Origin of the sequence: Wenyingzhuangia heitensis (assembly GCF_011762155.1) — a bacterium.
Lineage (GTDB): Bacteria > Bacteroidota > Bacteroidia > Flavobacteriales > Flavobacteriaceae > Wenyingzhuangia > Wenyingzhuangia heitensis.
In genome coordinates this window covers 1,893,813-1,916,888 of sequence record NZ_JAASQL010000001.1, presented here as the reverse complement: position 1 = coordinate 1,916,888, position 23,076 = coordinate 1,893,813, and the positions used below count along the sequence as shown (strand labels likewise).

The following is a 23,076-nucleotide window of genomic DNA, read 5'->3' as shown; positions in this document are numbered from 1 at the left end:
AAATATTCATTATTAGCAATACTACTGTTAAACTTTTCTTGTAAAGACAATTCTAAATGCTTTAAAAACAATAATTAATGTTTAGAAAAACATATAAAATGGCAGTTTTAGTACATAAACGAAAGTAAAAAGGCACCCATAAATGTTAATGAAAAGTCATTTTTAAGAAAACTAGTAAAAACATCTATTGGTTATTTCTGAATATTTAATATCAGTTTTTTTAACAGTTCTTTTCTCTTTATGGGCTTAGATATATAATCTGTAAAACCTAAACGTATATATTTATCATAATCTGATGACATAGCATAAGCTGTTTGAGCTATAATTTTTGTTTTGGAATTTATTTTTAAAATTTGTTTTGTAGCTTCTAAACCATCCATTATATGCATTCTTATATCCATCAAAATAAGATCTACTTTGGGGTTTAAACGATAAGCCTCAACAGCTTCTTCTCCATTATGTGCGTAAATAATATTGACTGGTAAATTTTCAAAAAAAGCTTTAAAATACTCAATATTAACAGGTTCATCCTCGGCAACAATTAGGGTAGCATTGCGAATTAGTTCTAAATCATTTTCTTTGAAGTTGTTTTTTATAGGAAGAGGGGTTGCTGTAATTAAAGGGATTGTAAAAGTAAATACGCTTCCTCTGTTTAACTCAGATTCCACCATAAAGTCTCCATTTAACAAATTAATAATTCCTCTAGATATGGCTAAACCTAACCCAGTTCCCTCATTCATAACATGTTTTTGGGGCTCTAATTGCTCAAAACGTTTAAAAATAATATCTAATTTTTCATATGGAATACCCGTTCCTTCGTCTTTTACATAAAAATAAATTTTGTCTTTAGATAGTATTTTAAAACCAAACTCAATATTCCCTTTTATTGTAAATTTTAGAGCATTCCCTATTAGATTAGAAAAGACTTGTTGCAAACGTAAAGGATCTGTTTTAATACTTAATTGATCATAATTTTGGGGAATATTACAAACTATATTTATATGCTCTTTGTCTTTCTGTTTTTTGATTTCGTTAAAAGTAGATTCTGTATTTTTTAACAACTCTATCAAATCACAGTTTTTTTGATCTACGGTTAGTTCGTTAGCTTCTATCTTAGAGATATCAATAATATCATTAATTAAATTTAGTAATTGACTAGAGCTATTTTTTATAATATTGATATAGTTTTTTCTTGTAACTGCATCTATATCATCATCATCTAGTAAATCTGCAAAACCAACAACCCCATTCATAGGAGTTCGTATTTCATGACTCATATTAGCTAAAAATTGATTTTTATAAATATTAGCGATTTCTGCCTTATCTTTTGCTTTTAATAGTTCTTGTGCTGATAATTTAATCTCAGTTATATCTATAAAACTAATAATTACCTCCTTAATTTCTCCATTTTCATCAAAAACAGGAAATCCATTAACCATAAGCCAAACTAAGTCGTTTTCTTTTCTTAAAACACCTAGAGTCATATCTTTTAAAACCTTTTTGTTTTTTAATATTCGCATTACCGGATAATCTTCTACAGGTATTGTGGTGTTATCCTCATATACAAACTTCCATATTGGGTCAATAGCTACTTTGCCTTTCATTTGGTCAAAACTTAACCCTAACAATTCATTAGATCTTAAATTACTTAATAATATTGTAGAGTCTTTATGATGAACAACCACCCCAACACTTATATTAGCGATCAACTCTTTGTAGCTATTTTCACTAACTTCTGTTAGTTTTTGAGCTTTTAAAAGTTCTTTTTCAGCTAATTTACGTTTACTAATGTCTTTTACAATCGCTACTGAATAAAGAACTTTTCCATCCTCATTCTTAGCTGTTGTTACGGTAAGTTGTCCCCAAATAACATGTCCTTTTTTATGAATATATCTTTTATCCATTTTATAGGAGTTTATTTTACCTTCTACTAGTTGTAGATACTGACTCATATCTTTTTCTAAATCATCAGGGTATGTAAAGTCCGAAAAAGTTAAAGACATCAATTCCTTTTCTGTATATCCTAAAATTTTTTCTAATTCTGGATTTGCTGATAATAATTTTCCTTTGGATGAAACCGTAGCTATTCCTAAACCTGCATTGGTAAATACAGATTTAAATTTTCGTTCGCTTTTTTTAAGATCAGTCTCTATTTTTAAAACTTCTGTTATGTTTACAAAAGTAATAACCAGACCGTTAATTTTTTTATCAGAAGTAATAAATGGACTTATTCTTCTTAAAAAAGAAACTCCCTCCTCATCACTCACTTCAGATTCTATTACTTTCAAATCATTGATTACTTTTTTACAATCCTCAATCATTGATTTTTTATCTTTCTCCTTAAAGTTAGAAGCAAAACTAGAAATACTTCTACCTACGTCATCATGTTGCAAATTAAAATGCTTTTGTAAGGCAGGGGTAAATTTACGAATACGAAAATCTATGTCTAAAAACAGGGTTCCTATATCTGTTGAATTCAAGAGGTTGTTAACATCATTATTTATGTAAGATAGTTCTCCATTTTTTTCTTGCAATTCTGCATTTACAGTATAAAGTTCTTCGTTTACTGATTGTAACTCTTCATTAGTACTTTGTAACTCCTCATTAGATGCCATTAACTCTTCATTACTAGACTGCAACTCTTCGTTACTGGTTTCTAATTCTTCTACCACATTTTGTAATTGCGATTTATTTTCTTTTAATTCATCTTCTAGCTCTACAACACGCTGTTTATTTATGTCTTTACTTTCTGAATTATGAATTGTAATTACTTTTTTAGACTGAAAAGGTTTGTCGTTACTAAAATGAATGACATAGACCTTATCTAATCCTGCAAAATTTTTAACGACATGAAACCCTAAATCAAAACAATATTTTTCTTTACCAAGTGTGTTTTCTACATCTCGTACCACAATATCTACATCTTCTTTTTCTACTTTATAAATACTACTTCTAATAATGTTGCCAATATTGCTATTAACCATTTTTAACAAATTATTTTGAAACATTCCCTGGTTGATAGACAAACGTGAAGTGATATTTCCATTTACAAAGAGGATATTAAAACTGGCATCTAAAAACACCATGGTAGGACTAAATTTTTGTCCCATATATTTATAAAATAAATTTTCGGGACTTTCCTCAATCTTATATATTTGACTTATTTTTTCAACTTTTTCTGTTTTCTTAGCGCTCATAGTTTTTATGTGTTGTTTAGCTAAATCTTGTATCATAAAATGTTTGGCATCTACAAAACACTGATATATTTTTTGTTTGGAACTTATTGGATTAAAAAAGCGAGATTGCTCTCCTAAAGATTCACTATTCCCTAAAACCAAAAAACCTTTAGGGTATAAAGAATATTGAAAATTGATTAAAACTTCTTTCTGTAAGCTAGATTCAAAGTAGATAAGTAGGTTACGACATGATATTAAATCCATGCGAATGAAAGGAGGATCTTTTAGCAAATTATGAACTGAAAACACAATACGTTCTCTAATTCGCTTTACAATTCTTACGTTTTTAGTTTCTTTAACAAAATACGTATTTATATACTCCTCAGAAATATGGTTTATGTTTTTAGGTAAAAATATAGCTGTTCCTGCCTTGTTTATTGCTCGTTGATCAATATCTGTTGCAAAAATTTTAAAATCTATATCAATTTCTTTTTTCTTTAAGTAAGCATCTAACAAAATAGCAATTGTATAGGCTTCTTCTCCTGTAGAGCAAGCAGCCACCCAAATTCTTATAGGCTTATTACTATTTATATTTTTTTTAACTAGTTCTGGAAATACTTTAGTTTTTAACTGTTCAAAAACTTCTTCATCTCTAAAAAAGCTGGTAACTCCTATTAAGAAATCATCTTTTAATTTCTTTACCTCTTCATAGTTACTATTTAAATAGGTATGGTAATCTTTTAGATTTGTAAAGTTATTTGCATTCATCCTATTTTCCATACGACGTTGCAAAGTGTTTTTTTTATATTCTTTAAAATCGATTTCAAAATATTTAAATATCAAATTTAATATCAGAGTAAAAATAGTCTCCTCTGTTTCTGGTTTATTTTCTGTCGTTAAAGTTTTATGTTCTGATATCTTTATAAGGATCTCTGCAATTTTTGGTGGTGATAAAATATAATCTACCAATTTAGTAGCTATAGAAGAGTTAGGCATTCCATCAAACTGAGCACTTTTAGGATCTTGAACAATAAGAGTTCCTCCAAATTCTTTAATACTTTTTATACCTCTAGATCCATCAGATCCCGTTCCTGAAAGAATAATACCTATAGATTGGTGTTTGTACTCCTTACCTAAACTATGTAAAAAAATATCTATAGGTAAGTTAAGTGGTGTGTTGGTGTTTTTTTCTGTCAAATAAAGTCTATTCTCCTTTATATAAATATCTTTATTTTTTTGATTAAGATAAATACAGTTAGGTTCAATTTTTTGATGATTCTCTGCTATATAAATTTTCATTTGAGTATGCTTAGCCAGCAACTCTGCCATTAAACTTTTAAAATTTGGAAAAAGATGTTGTACTATAACAAAAGTCATTTTTGTTTTAGGTGGTATATTATCAAATAATTGTTTTATTGCATCTAACCCACCTGCAGATGCCCCAATTCCTACGATATAATATCCTTTCCCCTCCATATTTTAGATATTTAACAGTGATTACCACTTTATTTTACGAATACTTGTATAATATAAAGTTTCTAATTAAACACCATTTTCTTTTCCTTATAAACAAATGTTATCTTAAAGTTACACGTTATTTTATAATATCAGTATTATTTTCTGATTACTATTCACTTAATAAGGTAAAATAAGTTAGTTTTAATTTAGAATAAACAAAAAGAGTATTGTATTCCTTTAACTCATAAACAACACATTAACCCTAAAGAATCTAGAATTTTATTTTAACTGTGATTGGTAAAAAGAATGGAGAAGTTTTTCTGTTTACTACATAAAACACTTTATTTAAAACACGCATTACACAATGCTATAAAGACAATTATCATACAAAAGATAAGGTTTCTAATAAGCTCTCTCATAGTTCTATTTTTATGAAACAAAATTACCGTCTACATATGCAGTGTATTTACATATATCTTATTTCGTCTCCTTAGTCATCACCTAAAAAAGAAAAAAACCTTATAAACATTATGTTTATAAGGTTTTAGAAGAATTTACATAAACTCTTGCGGTCTGGACGGGACTCGAACTATTCCCGCTATACCTTATAAACAGTGCTATTAACACTTATAAATTATTTTTGTGAACCGATTTGTGAACCTAAAGTTTAAATAATTTTAGTATTATTTAACTATCGTTCTTTCTACAAATTTACGATTTAACACTCTATAAATCAATATAAATAGTGTTAAATTTTATGATACTTGCTTCAAATAATTATTAATGATTTCGATATTTATTCCACTGTATTCAGCGAATTCTTCAGAGGTAATAAATTGGTGTGGTTGCTTATCAAAATGTTCTCTAATCTCTTTTAATAGCCTCCTACCATAACGTTCACTTCTTCCAGTTATACACTGAACATCTTTTGGATAAATACATGCTCTGGTAATTTTCATGTTTTAATACTTTAACTATACTTTATCCTTGGGGTAAATATACACCATTTCGGAAAGAAAGGCTTTTAACGGCCTGTATAACACCCTGTTTTTGATTTCTACATAAGATACTAATTCTTTTGCTATAAATCTTTAAATCATATTATTATGGCAAAACAAACAGGTATTATCAAATTAAAAGGAACTATCGGTGGTATTTCTTTTTACAAAACAACAGACGGGCATTTGGCTCGTGAAAAAGGGGGTGTGGATGCAGAACGTATTAAAAACGATCCTGCGTTTCAAAGAACTCGTGAAAATGGTTCTGAATTTGGAACCGCTGGTAAAGGTGGTAAATTACTTAGAAATGCCATTCGCATTCTTTTGCAAAATGCAAAAGACAAACGTGTTTCTAGTAGATTAACAACGACTGTTTTAAAAGTAGTTAAAACAGATACTACGCATGCTCGTGGGGAAAGAACCATTCAAGATGGAACTTTTGGATTGTTAACTAATTTTGAATTCAACATCAATGGGAAATTAGGAGCAACTTTATTTGCTACTTTCAACAATGCTTTGGATAGAGCTACAGGAGAAGCCACCGTAAACATTCCTGCTTTTAAACCAACAACTCACATTGCAGGTCCTTCTGGAACGACTCACTTTAAAATTGTGACTGGTGTGGCAGAATTAGATTTTAAGAATGAAACTTTCGCTTTTGACAATGATGAAACCGCTATTTTACCATACGATGGTAATGATACTGCCATTATTGACTTGACTGCTTCAGCTCCTGCAAACTCTGTACTTCCCATTGTTCAGGTGTTAGGTATTGAATTCTATCAAGAAGTGAATGGTGAAATGTATTCATTAAAAAATGGTTCTTACAATGCTTTAGCTATTAAGATAGCTGATAAAGTGTAAGGATATGGATATCCATTTGCATAGAACCTACTTTAAAGAGGGCACCAACGGTGCTCTCTTTATTCACGATTCTTTTTTTGGATTCTGTATCGAGTTGCCCTGGTTAGAGAATCGTAGAAATGTTTCTTGCATTCCAGAGGGAGCTTACATTTTGAAAGCTCGGTATTCTCAAAAATTCGGGCATCATTTGATTTTGGAAAATGTTAAAAATAGGACACTTATTTTAATTCATCCTGCCAATGATGCTTTGAAAGAATTAAGAGGCTGTATCGCTCCTGTAACTTGTTTATCAGGCATTGGAAAAGGTACTTCTTCCAGAAGTTTATTAAACAAATTGGTTTCCAAATGTTATCAAGCTTTTGATAGAGGTGAAACTGTTAATCTTATTATAAAATCTTAGAACTTATGAAAATTCAAGAACGATTAAAACATCCAACACCATCCTTTTTTAGAAAACTTAGAAACATTGGTCTAGCATTAGCAGCTGCAAGTGGAGCCATTTTGGCCGCTCCAATTGCGTTACCTGCAGCAGTTATTAGCATTGCCGGTTATGTAGCAGTTGCTGGAACGGTGGCCACTGCGGTCAGTCAAGCTGTGGTTTCAGACAAAAACTAAAAAGCTATGGGAAATCTTCAATTAAAATCAACAATTTTTGGAGGAACGTTGTTTAGTACTGTAGCAAATATTCAACTTCACGATGTTTACTTCACCATTATCATGGCGGTCATTGGTGCTGTGGTCAGTTTCTTTGTATCGCTCCTGTTACGTAAGATTTTTTTGAAGTAAATCTACTGTAAGATCATAAATAAATGCCTGGAATTCTCCAGGCATTTTTTATGCACTGATTTTGTTTTTACTTTCTTTAAAACAAGTTTGTATAAAAGCCTTTTTTAACAGTTGAATTTTTTCCAATGCTTGAGATAATCTTTCTTGCTCCTGGTTAATTGCTTGAATAATTTTGATGTGCTTATGAACCTCAACATTTAAAATCATTCCTTCTTTTAATGTTTTAGAGCAATCATTTATGCTAATGAATGGAATAACACTACCTTTTAAATAATAAGCATAAAAACCTCCTATTTGAAGCATCATTGATAAGTGGAATAAGATGTTTTTATTCGCTTCAGTGGTAGTGGTTATCACAAAACAGTTCGGACAAGGGTTGTGCAGTGGCTTGCCACTGTTCAATCCTTTATTCAAAATAAAAAAATGAGGTTTGTCGTAGGTCATCCCTACACGGTGGGTCTTGATTACAAAACAGTGCATAGCTATCCAATTTAAATTGCTTCGCTACGCTTCGCCACAATATTTTTTTGGAGAAAAAAGATGCCTATAACATTGTTGCTGTGGCAGATGCTGTCAAGGTTTTTGGTAAAAAGTTTGGACTGATATTTTTGTTTACTAAGGAAATACTACTCAAAGTTTTTATCAAAACCCGGAGGGCTTGACCTTTACTGCAAAAAGCGTTGACAGAAGGAAAGCAACTATATTTGCATGCTTTTTTAATCAAAATAACCTCATCATAAATTAAGAAAAGGCATAAAGCAAGTGGTTTGTAATGTAACGTAGTGGAATGAAAAACCTCTTGCTGTGCGGTGCTGAGGGGATTGTTTTGTAAACTTTATTATTTCTTAAAAGCTTCCAATGCCCACAAGCACATGGGGTGATGGTATCTTCATTTTGTCTTGATACTTCGACAAGCACAGCACAAGTACAAAATGAATCAAAAAATCAAGGATTCACAAACATTGCTATAATTATACATCTAGTTTCATTTTAAAAAAATGATTAATCGAATTGAAATGAGGTAAAACAGCCTTGAGCCAAACGGTGGGCTGAGTGTGCAAATAGTGGAACGGTTTGCGGACACAGACCAAGCGCTAGCGAGCCGCCTTGCGAGTGGAGCAACGGGTGGTGCAAAAAGTGCATGAGGTAACGAATGTGGTTTGCAGCTATGTGTGGAGTTGAAAGGCAGGTTTTTGTAATTTTTCAAACAAAAACCTAGAGAGAAACGGAACTATACACAAGAGGACAGATTTATTGGCTAGAGCCTGTGCGTTGGGTGATGTGGTTGGCAAAAAGGCGGAGGCAACACAATCAAGAACCCGCAGCCCGTAGCGACCTGCAAGGCGAGCTAAAATTATGGCAATGGTTGGCTGTGATGTGGCTGAACGAAATGAACCGAAGCCATGAGTGTGAATGAAGTGAAGTGACAAAAACAGACAAAGGAATTGCCGTGAGGACTGATTGAGGAACGCAACAACCGTGACAAAGTGCCCTTCGACAGGCTCAGGACAGGCCGGGCACATGAAATGTAAAATAGCTCTTTTTTAAACTTTATGATGAATAGAAATGCTTAAAAAAAGTGCTATTTACTTTGGCGGGGTTGTTTGCTGACGATTGAACGGACGAACACCGCTTTACCTTTTTTATTTAATTTTGATTTTTTTAATAAACTATTATTCATTTTAGTACATAATAAACAGTAAATATTACAATTTTTTTATTAATCTGCTATTACTATTATACCATGAACTTGGATGATTTGTTTCATAACATTTACATGGAATTTTATTTTTAAATAGATAGTAAATATCATTAATAAGTCCTTTTAAATAATTGTTTTTTTTATTAAAGTTCAGACTTCTCTTAATTTTTAAAATTAACTTAATATTCTTTTTTGTTAAAGTTTTTTTGTAATATTCTTTACAATTTGAAATATTACCCTTAGTACATGCGTTAATTAATACATCATCTTTTTTTAGTTTTAAGTTTATTATCCTATAAATAAAATCTCTTTTCCCTCCATCAAACCATAGATGTATAAATGCTAAGGTTCTAAAATAAATTGGTTTAACTCCCATAGAACATTGATATTGAATAGCATTCATCAATATCAAATCATAATTTGTATTAGGACTTAAAATAGAATTTCCTAAAACCATAGATATATAATTAGCTATATTTTTTCCAGTTATTCCTTTTGCAGGTCCAATACTATTTTTAAACTCCTCTATGTGTGGACTTTCTAATACTAAGATTATTCGATGATTTGACGAATTTAAATTCGTCTTACGTTGCCAATTATTAAAAGTTTTTTTAATTAAAAAACCTTTGTTATCAGTAGCTAAAGTATCAACTTTTTGATCTGGACATATGACATTTTTAATACTGACCTTTTTAAGTTTTTGACTATTTAATAGTTTTGAAGTTTTACTTGGATTCATATTATTTAAATACAAATTAATTCTGTTAATATATCTCTATGCACATTATAAACTTCATTTATTACTAAATCATAACCGGAATATCTCGATTGTGTTTTTTTCATGAAGAAGTTATAAATCCATTCCAGCACCGTTTAGCTTTAACCAATTCATTTGTGATTCATAGTTAGGTAAAATTTTATCAACCTCGTTCCAAAACTCTGCTGTGTGATTTAAATGAATTAAGTGAGCTAGTTCATGAACAACAATATATTGTAAAACATCTATTGGAGCCATAGCACATTTCCAATGGAAGTTTACATTTCCGTTTGAAGTACATGATGCCCAACGATTTTGTAATTCCATGATTTTAATCTGCTTAGGCTCTACTCCTAGTTGCATTTTATATTGATCTATGATAGGATGAATCTTAGTCAGTAATTTGTTTTTATAGAACTTTACAAATAGCTCTTTTGCTCTGTGTTTTTCTTCTTTATTTATTAAAAATTTGTTTTTAATAAATTGAAGCCCTTCTATATTATCTTCTACAAATCTTAGACGGTAATTACGACCTAAATATAAAAATGATTGACCATTTACATATTCTCTTTCAACAGCATTTTGGTTTAATTGTGTCCATTCTGCTAAGTTTTTAAAAATTTGATATTCTTTGGCTTTTAGTATTTCTTCAATTTCTTCTTCTTCCAATTTTTCAGGTACACGAGCAGAAACAGAGCCATCTCTTTCTACAAAGATGCTCACTGTTTTTCGTGCACTTTTATGAATTGTTATGTCTATTCCTGATACTACCATTTACTTTGTCAATTCTTGATGTCTACGTTTGGCTAAATTCATGACTTCAACGCTTAATTTCGCGTGTAATTCGGCTACTTTGTCTAACTCACTAAATGATATTAAATCTTCTACTTCTCCTTGTAGTTTTCTTATTTCTGCAGCTCTACCTTTCCAAAAGTTAGGTTTGTTTATAGCCTCTTGTAATAAACATACTAATTCTATTGTTAACGATTTTACTACTTCTTTTTCAACCTCTGTTAGGGTTTCCTCTTTGAAAGTACTGAACACTATAAAATCATAAAAAGGTAATTCTTGTTCGCTTAAGCCTTCTTCTTCATTGTCTCCTTTTCGACCTTTGGCTAAGTCTTCTCTTAGCATTACAAACTCCTCTACAATTGCCTCCCAATTTCCTTGATAACGTTCAATGATTTCTTCCATTCGTTTTAAAAAACGTTTGTACAAGGCAGGATCTTTGTTGATATTTACTTTGATGTGTCTTCTAATGGCATGTTCCATTTCTGATGCCTTTGATTTGGTGTTTTTCCCTAGCTTTCCTACTTCTTTTTGAAAATCTTTAGACAATAGACTCACAGGTGCCACACGACTATCAATTCCTAAAGTTTCTAAATGTGCATCAATCATTTTACGCACTTTAGGTTTTGCCCATTTTAAATCCATACTTGGATCTTTGTAACGATTTTTAATGCGTACTAATAAGTATCCAAAACGTTTGGCTGGTATGTAGTATTTTCTTGCAGCTTCTGAATTAAATAATAAATCCAAACTATCAAAAAATGCTTTTACATAGGTATCAAATTGTGCTCTAAAAGGAATAGAAGCTGCTAATTCTATACAATCTTCTGCCAATTGAAATTCTACTTCTTTATCTGTCATACGTTGTTCTGCAAACTTTTTAAACTCTGTAATTCCTTTGTCTGTAAACAATTGCAACATTCTATTGTAGCGTGCTTCTAACACAGGAATCTCTTTGTTGATGTCTCTAAAATATTCCAACAGTTCTTTGATATCCTCTTCATCTTCTGCTCCCCAAATATTTAAAGCATCTTTTAAATGATTTGAAACTCCATAATAGTCTACCAGAATACCATGTGACTTGTCTCTTTTGGTTCGGTTTACACGTGCTATGGCTTGCAATAAATCATGTTCCCTTATGCTTTTGTCTAAATACATGACTTGCGCAATGGGAGCATCAAAACCTGTTAATAATTTATCACATACACATAAAAAAGCTATCCCTGTTTCGGGTTTTAGATAATTTCCTTCTTGGTCTGTACTAAAATCAAAGTCCTTTTTAAAATTATCTACGGCTTTTATCTCTCTAGCGTTCTTTCTTGCTTCACTAATAAAAGCTTGTTCGTTGTTATCTTGTTTGGTTACTATCGTTCCTATTTTTAAGAACTCCATTTTTTTTATGAGTTCTAGATCTGGTACTGCTTTTGATTTTTCTAAGGCTACACGCTCATTTAAAGCTTCCTGTATTAGAAATTGATAACGAGCAGCTGCCACAATAGAACTCCCCACTACCATGGCTTTAAATCCATTTGGTAAGATGGCTTCTACATAATGTTTGACTAAATCTTTTGCTATTTTTCGTAAACGATCCATGTTCTCTAAATAGGCTTGCATGGTACCGTAACGCTTTTGAATTTCTTCCTTTACCTCTTTGTTTTGTTTTTTAAAAACATCTTCAAATTCAGCATCAAAAGCTTCTTTAGACTTTATGTTGTCCTTGGTTGTTTTACCTATGTAAATAATATCTAAGGTAGCTCTATCATCTACTGCTTCTCTAATTTTATAAGTATCAATAAACTCCCCAGTACCTCCAAAACGTTCGTGGGTTTTTTGTTTGTGTCTTTCTGTTAGTAACGGAGTACCTGTAAAGGCAATTTTGGCTGCGTTTGGAAACGCTGTAAACAAGTTATCTCCCATATCTCCTCCTTGGGTTCTGTGAGCCTCATCAATTAACACCACTATTCTATCTGAAGTATTTACAACCTCAAAAGGTTTGAATTCGGGTACTCGCCCTTCTTCTACAAAAGCTTTCATTAATGCTTTAGAATGTTTTAACTCTTCTTGCACAAATTTGTGTACCATGACCATGTTTAAATTGGAGGCATTTCCACTTAATTTTGGTTTTAACTCTTTACGAGCACTAACAATATTTGCTTCTTTAAACTCATTGGTTAAACGTGCTGTGGCAGACAATTGCTTTTCTAAATCTTTACGATCTACCATCATGATGACTTTGTAATCTTTTAAATCTTCTTGAGAACGAAGTTTACGCACCAAAAACACCATGGTTAAAGATTTTCCAGAACCTTGTGTATGCCAAACCACTCCCGAACGTGTTTTTCCAGTGGTTTCATTGCGTAATCTATCTAATATTTTACCTACGGCTCTGTATTGCTGATAACGACAAACAATTTTGATTTGCACCCCTTCTTTTATTTCCATGAATAAAGTAAAGTGCTGCAAAATATCTAAGAGAATTTCTTTGTTTAAAATACCTTTGATTAATACCTCTTGACGTACTCTTGGATCGTTTTGTAATCCGTTGTTTTGGTATCTAGCTATTTCCTCTTCTACATAGTTGTTGACATCTATGTTTTTATACGCTTCCGGAAAAATATCTTTCCAGTTTAAGTAATATTCAAAATCCCCTGAAATGGAACCTACACGAGCTTCTTCACCATGTGTAGCAATGCTAAATAAGTTGTAGTAAAACAAACGTTCTTCTCCCTCTTTATACCCAAAATCATCTTCACGAGTATTGGCATAACGCATAATTTGGTCTACTGCACTAGAAATAGGATCTGCTACCTCCACATCTTTACATTCTACTACTGCAAATGGCAATCCATTTACAAAAAGCACAATGTCTGGAATGATTCCTTCTCTTGGACCTCCGGGCGTTACAATTCTAAACTGATTGATGGCTACAAATTGATTGTTTTCCCAATCTTTAAAATCTATAAGCTTTACTAATGGATTTTCTTCCCCTGTTATTTCGTTTTTGGCAACGGTTGTTTTGGTGATTCCTATCAGTTTTTCAAAAACCTGTTTGTTAGCTTCTAACAAAGATAAATTGGCTTTTTCTACGGCTGTAACTTCTTTGTATATATCGTCTAGTTGCTTATCGGTTAGCCATGCTACACCATTCACCAAATTTATTTTTTTAACTGCTTTTACAAACGCTTCTTTAAGCGTAACTTCTTTAAAACTTGTACGCAAACTTTTGGAAGGGTCTTGTGGAATCCCAAAACTACCTTGGTCTATTACCTGCCAATTTAGTGCTTCTAGTTTTTCTAAAAAGGGTTTTTCTACATTGATGTATTCTGCCATAATTTACAATTCCCTGTAAGAGTTATCTCTTGTTACTTTTTGTTGAAATAAAATATATGATTTTTCTTTATCATATGATACACAGAATAATTTTTTACCCATCTCAGAAATCATATTTTTTTCTGATATCAGTAGATATCTAGTTTTTTCGTATATACCACTATCAATTGAGGTAAAATTATCAATTGTACTTTGCATCCAATCATTTAATGTCACCATACTAATGTTTTGAATGTTTTTTGCTTTATCTAAAAACTCAAGCAAAATTCCTTGATGTTCATTTTCATAATTATTAGCAATAGCTCCATAAAATTCGGGGTGATTTCCTAAAGTATATCTGTGTGATTGTAAACTTGTTGTATGACCATTCCATTGATAATAATGACCAAAAGTCAACAAAGATCTTCTCATTAAATCTGAATTTTTTTCAAAGGAACTTTCAACAATGTTTTTAACCTTTTTAAATTCATCTAAATCAAATAATTCTATCGATAAGTCTTCTATCCTATTTTTACGCTGCTGACTGAAAAAAAGAAAAGCTATATTTCCTTGTGTAGTGTTATAGTTTTCAGCTTGCCAAAATGCATCTTCAGCATCCTTTCTATTTTCTAACTCCCTCAAAATATCAAATTTAAATATCTCTAACTTGTTTAAAATAGTTTCAGATGCTACTTCTTTATATGATGCATAGTTGGCAATATCTTTTTCATCTGCTTGTTTCATTTTTTTTACTATTTGAACAGCTCTTATAGAAGTAGTTATTGATGCTTTTGATATATTATCATCTTTGGCTCTAGATTTAAAAAATTGCTTTAACCTGGAGTAATTTATACTCTCTATTTTTTCATCAAATTCTTTTATAAAATACAATAGTGGTAAAAACTCAAACACTAAAATTTGAGCAAGTGGCTGCTGATTAAATAGGAATCTTTTCTTGATATCATCATCGAGACATAGAATTTTTAATGCTGTAAAGTACTTCTGTATTGTGTTTAATATTTGAATTTTATCATCTTCTAAATCAAAAATATCAAAGTTATTATCAGCTAAAGCAATCTGTGCTTTGTTGTATTTATCTTTTTCCGAATCTATTTTATCATTCGTTGATACTTTTTCTAAAATATATATCCAACGTAAAAACTCATTAAACCCTTTATCTGCTGTTTTATGTTCCGAATGTTTATTATGCCAGAAAAAAGTTTCCCAATCTTCCCATAAATCTGCATAATATCTAAGTTTTGTTTTGGTATGATTATGATCTACTTTCTCCCCATCATCCAAATCACCTAAAAATTGTGGTTTTAAATTTTCGGTTTTGGTTAATGGTTCACCTGTGGTATTTAAAACAACAAACTGTTCTTCGCCATAAGTTCTATTTACCATGTCAAAAAACAAAAATTCTATTTTATGTAATAAAAAACTAGCGAAGGAAGCATCTAATTCCATCTTAAATTTATCAAAAACATCTAGTGCTTGTAATATGTTTTTAATGGATGGATCTAAATTATATTCATTAAAATACCATTCTTGATTTTTTATATAACCAGAAGTTTTTACATTATCTGTTATTTTTTTTGGGGATAAAAACATCGCTACCAAATCACTTAAAAAGTGGAGTGTAGTTTCTCTTATGGCATATTTTAAACGATTTGGTTTAAAACTATTGTTTGAAATTAAAAAATCTTTTATTTCTTGAGATACTTTATCATTTTTTACCAAACTATACATATAGCCTAAAAATAAATACAAAGTTGTTACACGTTGTTGACCATCACAGAGTTGCATATCATTTTTAGGGCTTTCATAAGCATATAACAATCCTAACTGTATTGCCTCATTTTTATCTGTGCTTAGTAAATCTTTTACAAAATTTTCTACTAGATTTTTATTATTGGTTCTTGATATTACAGAAGGCCAACAGTATTCTCTTTGCATATCTGGAATTACAATGCTGTAACTACCACTGAAAAACTGAGACAAACTATATGATTCTCCACTAGTTAACATAAGCATCATATCCTTTTTTCATTAATTTTAAAACGTTCTTTTGATTTTCTTTAATTGTATTTGCCACATTAGTAACACTCCAATTATCGTATGCAAAAACACTCATTGTGTGTAATAAGTTTCTGCTTAACAACTTTTTGTTTAAATCAAAATAGACTTTCTTTTTAGCTTCTGGTAATTTGTCATTAAAAGTAGAATTGTCGTTTCTGTGTAATAACACTAAGTTCCCTATATGATGTTGAGATAAACTTACTTTATCAAGTTCTTCTATTTTAAGATAGTTCTCTAAATCAGAACTTTCTATAATATTGTTATTGGTATCCAGATAGGTGTTTACAACATCTTTTTTAGCTATTTTAGACTTTGGCCATATGTGTTCTAATGATCTTTTAGTGTACAAACTTTCTAACTTATCATCATTTTTTATATAAAAATCAAATTTAACATTTCGCTCAATAGCTGCTTCTACATTAATTTTTAATAACAATCTAAAAGCAAACTCTTTATCATCTTCTTCATACACCTTTGCATTGTTTAATGATTCAAAAACAGCAGACAATTCATATTTAATTGTTTCAGTTTTATCTATGTTTAAATTGAGTATTTTTAACAATACGTATTCCTTTATCACAGCTATCTCTTTATAGTTTTCTAGAAAAAAATTAATGATTTTATTTCGATCTTCTTTACTTTTTAAAGTTTCAAAAGCCAAACCAAAATAGTTGTATATGGGAATTATGGTAAATATATCTTCAAAACGTTTTTGTAATTTTCTTAAAGCTTCAAAATTATGCTGAGCATTGTTTTTGTCTTGTAATAACAAGTTTTGAAAATCACCAAACATTTGTGCTACTTCTGAAGATGTGTTAGTATATGTAGCTCTTATTTTTTTTTGGCTATTGTTTTCTTCATTTTTATAATTTCTCTCATAAAAATATTTTAACAATAAGCCCATAGGGTGCTCTCCACTATTAAAAAATAGACTTACCTCTTCTTGGTTCCACCAATACATCCACTTATCCCACTGACGAGCAAACTCACTACGTAAAGCAGATGATTTCCAATCTTCACCAATTTGATCTTTAAGTATTTCTAAACTCTCCTGAATGTTTTTTGGAGACTCTTGTCTATTGTAATCAATTATAGATGCTTTGCTTAGAATATCTGCTTTTACCAATTCGTCAGTTTTCATAAACGCTTTTGCTCCATTCATCATGGTAAATAGTTTTATGGCTTGTTCTTTGGCAACTTTTATATAAAATAACTTTACTTTGTTAAGTATGTAGTCTTTTAATTTGTTTTTTTCTTCATTTGTAAATGAAATCAACAACTCATTAAACTGTTCTATTACTTGTTGAAAAAAGAAAATATCTTGCGGAGTATTTTCTTCTGTATTATGAATACTATTCCCTTTACAAATTTGTTCTAAAACTGTATGTGATTGCTCTCTAATAGTATAGTGAATTTTAAAACTATTTTGATAAAACAAATACTTCTCTTTTTCTAACTTGTTTAACAACAAACTCAATAATAAAAACAAGACTGTTGTACGTTGCTGTCCATCGATTAATACAACATTGGTACCTTCTTCATACACGGTAACACCTTGTATAAAATATTCTTGTTTGTTTGCCTGTATAGCTTGATTGATATTATTAAATAATACCGTTGCTGCACTTTTATTATTCTCATAAGTAACACCCCATTTAAAACCACGTTGGTATGCAGGTACGACAAAGGTTTTATTGGTATGTTCTCCTAAATAATTTGCAATATTTTTTTTTGTAGCCATTTTTCTCTTTCTCTCTAACTTTTTTTAAAACTACACTCCTACCTCCACTTTACCCGTTAACAAATCTTGCAATAAACCTGATTTTAGTTGTTGGTATTTGGCTAAAGCTTGTTGTTCGGTTTGGATTTTTGATTCAACAGCTTTCAACTTTTCAATAATTATTTTTTGTTCATCAATTTTAGGCAAAGAAATATTGAAACCTAAAACATCTGAACCAGGTAAATTGCCAAGAGTTCCTTGTCTAACATATTTGTTAACCAATCGTTTCGCTTTATCAGTTTGCATGAAAAACTTAATGAAATATGGTTCAATTTCTTCATTAAATCTAAATTTCACAGAATATGCACTTGGTATAAATTGAAAATCTTGTTCTTCAAAGACTGCTGTTAAACCACAATCTGCTGTTGTAACCATTACAACATCACCTGTTTCTAATAAATGTGAATAAACTTTTGATTTAGGAAGTAACGCAATTGGTGCTTGACTATATAAAATCTCACCATCTTTTGAAAAATCCATTCCGCGAATTGTCTTTACGTTTCCTTCTGAATCATAATCATCACCACTAAATCTTGGTCCATATAAGTTTTTGATTAGATGATTTTTAAATACAGAATCTTCCCAATCCCTAGGAATCAAACCCAAAGCACTCTCTTTATACAAGTCTGGTGCTTCTTGTGGTGTTGGGCGTAGTTTTCCTGTGCTTACATCTATACCACGTGTGAACAAATCGTGCATTAAACCTTGTTTTATGGCTTGGTATTTGGCAATAGCGCTTTCGGTTTGTTCTATAACGGCATCTACTGTAGATAAGATTTTGGCTATTTTTTGTTGTTGTGGTAGTGGTGGATAATTAACTTTAAATATTGTTTTTAAGTCCTTTGGAACGTGAGGTACGCCTGTTCCCGTTCTTTGTCCTTGAATCCAATCATAATTAAAATCTACAACTCGGAATAAATATTCAGGCACTAACTCACTTGAAACATTCATTTTTGCAAAAGTTGAACCCAAAACACCCTTGTGACCTATAGCGCATAATCCTGAACGCTCACCATCCCATAGTATTAATACATCGTCTTCAAGACAATTGACACTTCCTTTTATTTTACCCCAAACCTTTACATTACCTCTTAATACATCTGTGTTAATTATTGGGGCAAATCCTTGAATTGGATATGTTGACTGTTCTGAAATTTTACCTTTCTGAATTGTTACTAACTCACCTAAAGGCACTTTTTTCCAATTATCCTTCATACCCCAATTCCATTAAAAAATTATTCAATTGGCTAGCCGCTTGTGCTCTGCTCTCTAAAATATTAACCAGTGTATTTTGGTATTTGGTAAAGCGTGTTTCTAACTCGTTAATTAAAGCACGTTCGTAACGATTTACATAATCCATTACGGTATGGTGTAATACGTCTTTAAAACGTTTTAGGATTAATACTTTGGCTTCTTCTGGGGTTATTTTTTCGCGTGCTTTGGCTACTAAGTCTTCTTTTTTGGCTTTTATTTCGGCAATGGTGGCTTTGCAGGTTTTTAACTCGTTGGTGAGTTCTGTGTGTTTGGCAAGTTGTTGCTCTATGGTTGCTTTTTTGGTTTCAGCTTGTTGTTGGGCTTGTTGTTTTTGGGATAGGATATCTGTTAATGACTCCCCATCTACGGCACTTCGACTACGCTCAGTATCCTTAATTCCATTCGCTTTTATTCTAATGTTTAAGGCTTTTATTTCCTTTTTAAGCTCTTTTATTTCTGCATTATACGTTTTAATATTTGCTTTTAATTCTGTCAATACCTCTTTAGGAAAGACTTCGTAGTTTTCTTCGTCAAACTCCCCTTCTTCTAGTTCATTAACTTCGTTAAACAAAGCTTCTAATTCGTCTCTTCTAGCTTCGTTGGTTGCTAGTTCTTCTAACACATCTGGGAATTGTGATTGTAAAATATCTTCGGCAGGAATTAGTTCTGCATTCCAACCACTGGCTGCAATCGATTTTAAATCAGTTTCTAAACTGTTCCAATAAGCAGCAAAAGCACCACGGCTTTTGTGTAGGTCTAAAATTCCCAAGGCACTAAAATCATTGGCAATGCTTACAGAAAAATCTCTGTGTAAGTCAAACACGTTTTTTTCGGTAGGCAAGGCTTCTAATTTAGCCACATTGTTGGACCACCATTGGTTTATTCCTTGGGTGTATTGTTCTCTTTTAAAAAGAATATCGTCATGAGTTAAAACCAATGTTTTGATATCTTCTTTTGCTTTGATGTTCTCTTTAAATTGATCGTAACCCTCTTTTGCTGATATTTCAAAAATAGTACTACGTAAGTTTATATAGTTATTCCAATAGGCTTTTAGTTCATCAACCTCTACAGTTGGAATACCACCATGTAAATGTGCCTTTACATCTTGCGGTTGTGCTGGCGGACTGTTGTCTACATACCTACGAATGTTAAAATTGTATTCTTCTTTTTCTAAAACTTCTTTAGATATCTTTCTTGCGTAGCCATCTAAATTCTCTTTATTTTTATAGATGTAGCTTATTTTGGCTATATCTTCTGGTCTTAACTTGTTTTGGTTTTTACCTTCTTTGTATTCTCTATCTGCATTGATAAACTGTACTTCTTTACGCTGTGCAACCCCTTTTTTATTGATGATTAACACAGAAGCAGGAATTCCTGTACCATAGAACAAACCAGAAGGCAAACCAATTACGGTTTCTAACAAACCACGATCTACCAACCATTGTCTCATGCTTTTTTCTTCGCTACCTCTAAACAAGACCCCATGAGGCATTACTACTGCCATACGGCCGTTGTCTTTTAACACCGATACCATGTGTTGCACAAACATAAAGTCGGCTTTTTTCTTTTTAGGCATCCAATAATGAAAACGATCACGGAAGTTTTTGATATCACTATAATTTGCAGAAAACGGAGGATTGGCAATGACAATGTCAAAACGTTTTAACTCACCATCCTCTATATGCAAAGGGTTCGCAATGGTATCTCCTTGTAAAATTTCTGCATCAAAAATATCGTGAAACAGCATGTTCATTTTACACAAAGACCAGGTAGTTCCATTTAACTCTTGACCTGCAAAACTCAACCTAGAAGCATCACCATAACGCGCTTCTACATAGTTTTTGTTTTCTATTAACATACCTCCTGCTCCACATGTAGGGTCGTAAATAGAGGATTCCTCTCCGGGTTCTAAAAGTGTTACTAATAGCTTTACCACCTCGTTAGGAGTGTAGAATTCTCCACCTTTTTTACCCGCACTGTCTGCAAAGTATTTGATTAAATACTCATAAGCAGTCCCCAACAAATCTGGAAATTCAAAACGATCGTCTGTTAGACTTACTTTGTTAAAGTGTGTAATGAACTCTATTAATTTTTCATCACTTAAAGCATTTTTATTTTTCCCAATGGTTCTGTTAAAATTCACATTGGTTAATACTCCCGATAGTTTATCTGGGTTTGCTTCTTCCAAAGCCTCTAGCGCTATATTTAGCTTATCTCCAACATCTTTTTTGAGATGTAAGATTCCATCATTTACAATTTGTCCTTCTTCGTTTGTTTTTTTATAGTTCCAACGTGCAGCTGTAGGCACATAGTATTGGTATGCATTGGCACGTTCTAAGGCTTGTTGTATTTTTTGTTCTGAAAGTCCTTTGGCTTGTAATTCTTTTAAACGAACTGCACGATCTTGTTCGTACTTATCGCTTAAACGTTTTAAGAATAACATTCCAAAAATATATTCTTTAAACTCAGATGCATCCATATTTCCTCTTAAAATATCACAGGCATCCATTAGAAAACCTTCTAACCATGATAACGTTAATTTTTTACTCATATAATTTATTAATCCGTAAGATTTCTACTTTCGCAGTTTTGATTTTATTAAAAAATTTGGTTCAATATACAAAGACCTTGTATTGTCTTTCTGATTATTTGTGTAGAATCCTAAGCAATTATGAAGGCTCTACTTATAAAGCACTCTTATTTGTTTGTTAAACAACTCTACAACAACCTATTATTCATTAGTAATTTTCTTTACTCTACAATACTCTTCTATTTCTGAATCACTCTCAAAATATGAATCACAAAAACTTTCTAGTTCCTTTTCTGTAGACTTTATGTATTTTTCGTTGGCTGTTAAAAGCTTTTCTGTTTGAATGATGAATTTTTCAAAATCCGTATTTATCTTACAAAGTTTGTCTATTGTTTTAAAGTCTAATTCTTTAAATTTTGAAGAAAACAACACCTTACTTTCGTATGGATTTGATTTTAATTCAATCACCCCTATACCAAAAGATTGATTTAATCTTTCCATTTCTTCGTATAAGCTGTCTGCAATTTCAAAAGCTACTAAATAGCCATAGTTTGCCCAACTTGAATTTGAAACTGCTTGAAAGAATGTTTTCTTAAGCTCGTAATCGGTATTTATTTCTTTTTTTACCTCGTAAGATGTTATTTTAAAAACATCTGCCCTATTTACTGCTTTTAAAAGTGTTTGACTGGCTTTGGACTGAAGGTTTAAAAAATTAATTCCTATCACATCAGGATGTATCCATTTTTGGTGACTATCGCTACTACTTTTTGATTGTTCGTGAAAAATAGTTTTTGCATAGGTATTGTTACTTTTTAAATAAGTACTTAACAGCAAATGTAAATCTCTTTCTGCGTAGGTATTTTGCTTATTTATTCGTTTTGTATTGGGTTCTGTTTGGGTTAATACCTCAACACCTATTTCTGTTTCATTTTTAGTTAAGTAATAAGAAAATGTTCCATTTTTACCTTTAATTCTTTTTATTCTAGAATCTCCATTCCTAATAAAATCACCCAACAAAGCTGAGACTGTTGCTGGAGGAGTTTTGGCTTCTTTAAAATTATAATACTGATGCTTTATAATGTGTTGACAAACTTCGATTGAATTTGTAAGGTTTCCTATGTCACTTAAACTTTTTAAAATAGCCTCTTTTATTGTCATCTTTATTCCTGTTTTTCTCAGTTGTACATTTTTACTTAGTTCTTAATCTAAACCTTATTCTTAATAATGTTTTGACAAAATAAACATGGAATTATACAACTGACCACAATTTTAGTTAAATATACGAAGTCATTCCAATAGATTGATTGGTTTTGTTGATAATTGACATGGTTTTTATGATTTGTGTGGGTGGGGTGCATTTTTGGTAGTAGCTATCTGGTAGTTGGTAAAAGGACTATGGGTAGAAGGTAGAAGGATGAATAATAGATAAAATTAAACATTTTAATAATAGAACTATTTCTCGATACAAAATACTTCACTGCGTTGCGTATTTCACTCGAAATGACAGGGAGGTAGAAAGTAGTAGGTATCAAGATTTATAGTAAAAGACTTTGGGTAGAAAGTAAAAAGATGAGTAGTAAAAAGACCTAACTGC

At 31.3% G+C, this 23,076-nt stretch carries 14 protein-coding genes; 3 read left to right on the top strand and 11 right to left on the bottom strand.

Annotation, left to right across the window (positions count from 1 at the left end; genetic code table 11):
- Positions 1-191: 191 nt before the first annotated feature.
- Positions 192-4,652 carry a CheR family methyltransferase gene (locus tag FHR24_RS08045; RefSeq protein WP_167186473.1) on the bottom strand — a complete coding sequence of 1,487 codons (4,461 nt, stop codon included), beginning with the start codon at positions 4,650-4,652 and terminating at the stop codon, positions 192-194.
- Between the two features lie 737 nt (positions 4,653-5,389).
- The gene (locus tag FHR24_RS08040) at positions 5,390-5,593 is read right to left on the bottom strand and encodes a hypothetical protein (protein ID WP_167186469.1); all 204 of its coding nucleotides are present in this window, start codon (positions 5,591-5,593) and stop codon (positions 5,390-5,392) included.
- A 147-nt stretch (positions 5,594-5,740) separates the two neighbouring features.
- Between FHR24_RS08040 and FHR24_RS08035 the strand changes: the two genes are divergently transcribed.
- The 3 genes from FHR24_RS08035 to FHR24_RS08025 are packed head-to-tail and all read left to right on the top strand — an operon-like array spanning position 5,741 to position 7,111.
- Positions 5,741-6,496 carry a hypothetical protein gene (locus FHR24_RS08035; RefSeq protein WP_167186466.1) on the top strand — a complete coding sequence of 252 codons (756 nt, stop codon included), beginning with the start codon at positions 5,741-5,743 and terminating at the stop codon, positions 6,494-6,496.
- Positions 6,497-6,500: 4 nt separating this feature from the next.
- Positions 6,501-6,896: a DUF5675 family protein gene (locus FHR24_RS08030; protein ID WP_167186463.1), complete on the top strand. Its 396-nt coding sequence runs from the start codon at positions 6,501-6,503 to the stop codon at positions 6,894-6,896.
- Positions 6,897-6,901: 5 nt separating this feature from the next.
- Positions 6,902-7,111 carry a hypothetical protein gene (locus FHR24_RS08025; RefSeq protein WP_167186460.1) on the top strand — a complete coding sequence of 70 codons (210 nt, stop codon included), beginning with the start codon at positions 6,902-6,904 and terminating at the stop codon, positions 7,109-7,111.
- A 219-nt stretch (positions 7,112-7,330) separates the two neighbouring features.
- Here FHR24_RS08025 and FHR24_RS08020 read toward each other — a convergent pair whose 3' ends face one another.
- The 9 genes from FHR24_RS08020 to FHR24_RS07980 all read right to left on the bottom strand — a co-directional run bounded on the left by FHR24_RS08020 (position 7,331) and on the right by FHR24_RS07980 (position 22,640).
- Positions 7,331-7,762, bottom strand: coding sequence for a DUF6943 family protein (locus tag FHR24_RS08020; protein ID WP_243846515.1), 432 nt, complete (start codon positions 7,760-7,762; stop codon positions 7,331-7,333).
- A gap of 1,226 nt (positions 7,763-8,988) precedes the next feature.
- Complete coding sequence (locus FHR24_RS08015) at positions 8,989-9,723, bottom strand: hypothetical protein (RefSeq protein ID WP_167186457.1); 735 nt, start codon at positions 9,721-9,723, stop codon at positions 8,989-8,991.
- Positions 9,724-9,834: 111 nt separating this feature from the next.
- A complete protein-coding gene (locus FHR24_RS08010; protein WP_167186454.1) occupies positions 9,835-10,515 on the bottom strand; it encodes a M48 family metallopeptidase in 681 nt (226 codons plus the stop codon).
- Positions 10,516-13,860 carry a type I restriction endonuclease subunit R gene (locus FHR24_RS08005; RefSeq protein WP_167186451.1) on the bottom strand — a complete coding sequence of 1,115 codons (3,345 nt, stop codon included), beginning with the start codon at positions 13,858-13,860 and terminating at the stop codon, positions 10,516-10,518. It abuts the gene before it with no gap.
- 3 nt (positions 13,861-13,863) lie between these two features.
- Complete coding sequence (locus FHR24_RS08000; protein ID WP_167186448.1) at positions 13,864-15,876, bottom strand: DUF262 domain-containing protein; 2,013 nt, start codon at positions 15,874-15,876, stop codon at positions 13,864-13,866.
- Entirely contained in the window at positions 15,857-17,659 is a 1,803-nt protein-coding gene (locus tag FHR24_RS07995; protein WP_167186445.1) for a DUF262 domain-containing protein, read from the bottom strand. The genes FHR24_RS08000 and FHR24_RS07995 overlap by 20 nt, the downstream gene beginning before the upstream one ends.
- 30 nt (positions 17,660-17,689) lie before the next feature.
- Positions 17,690-18,913 carry a restriction endonuclease subunit S gene (locus FHR24_RS07990; protein WP_167186442.1) on the bottom strand — a complete coding sequence of 408 codons (1,224 nt, stop codon included), beginning with the start codon at positions 18,911-18,913 and terminating at the stop codon, positions 17,690-17,692.
- Entirely contained in the window at positions 18,903-21,503 is a 2,601-nt protein-coding gene (locus FHR24_RS07985; RefSeq protein WP_243846514.1) for an HsdM family class I SAM-dependent methyltransferase, read from the bottom strand. Before FHR24_RS07985 ends, FHR24_RS07990 begins: the two co-directional genes overlap by 11 nt.
- 180 nt (positions 21,504-21,683) lie before the next feature.
- Positions 21,684-22,640 carry a hypothetical protein gene (locus tag FHR24_RS07980; RefSeq protein ID WP_167186439.1) on the bottom strand — a complete coding sequence of 319 codons (957 nt, stop codon included), beginning with the start codon at positions 22,638-22,640 and terminating at the stop codon, positions 21,684-21,686.
- Positions 22,641-23,076 lie beyond the last annotated feature (436 nt).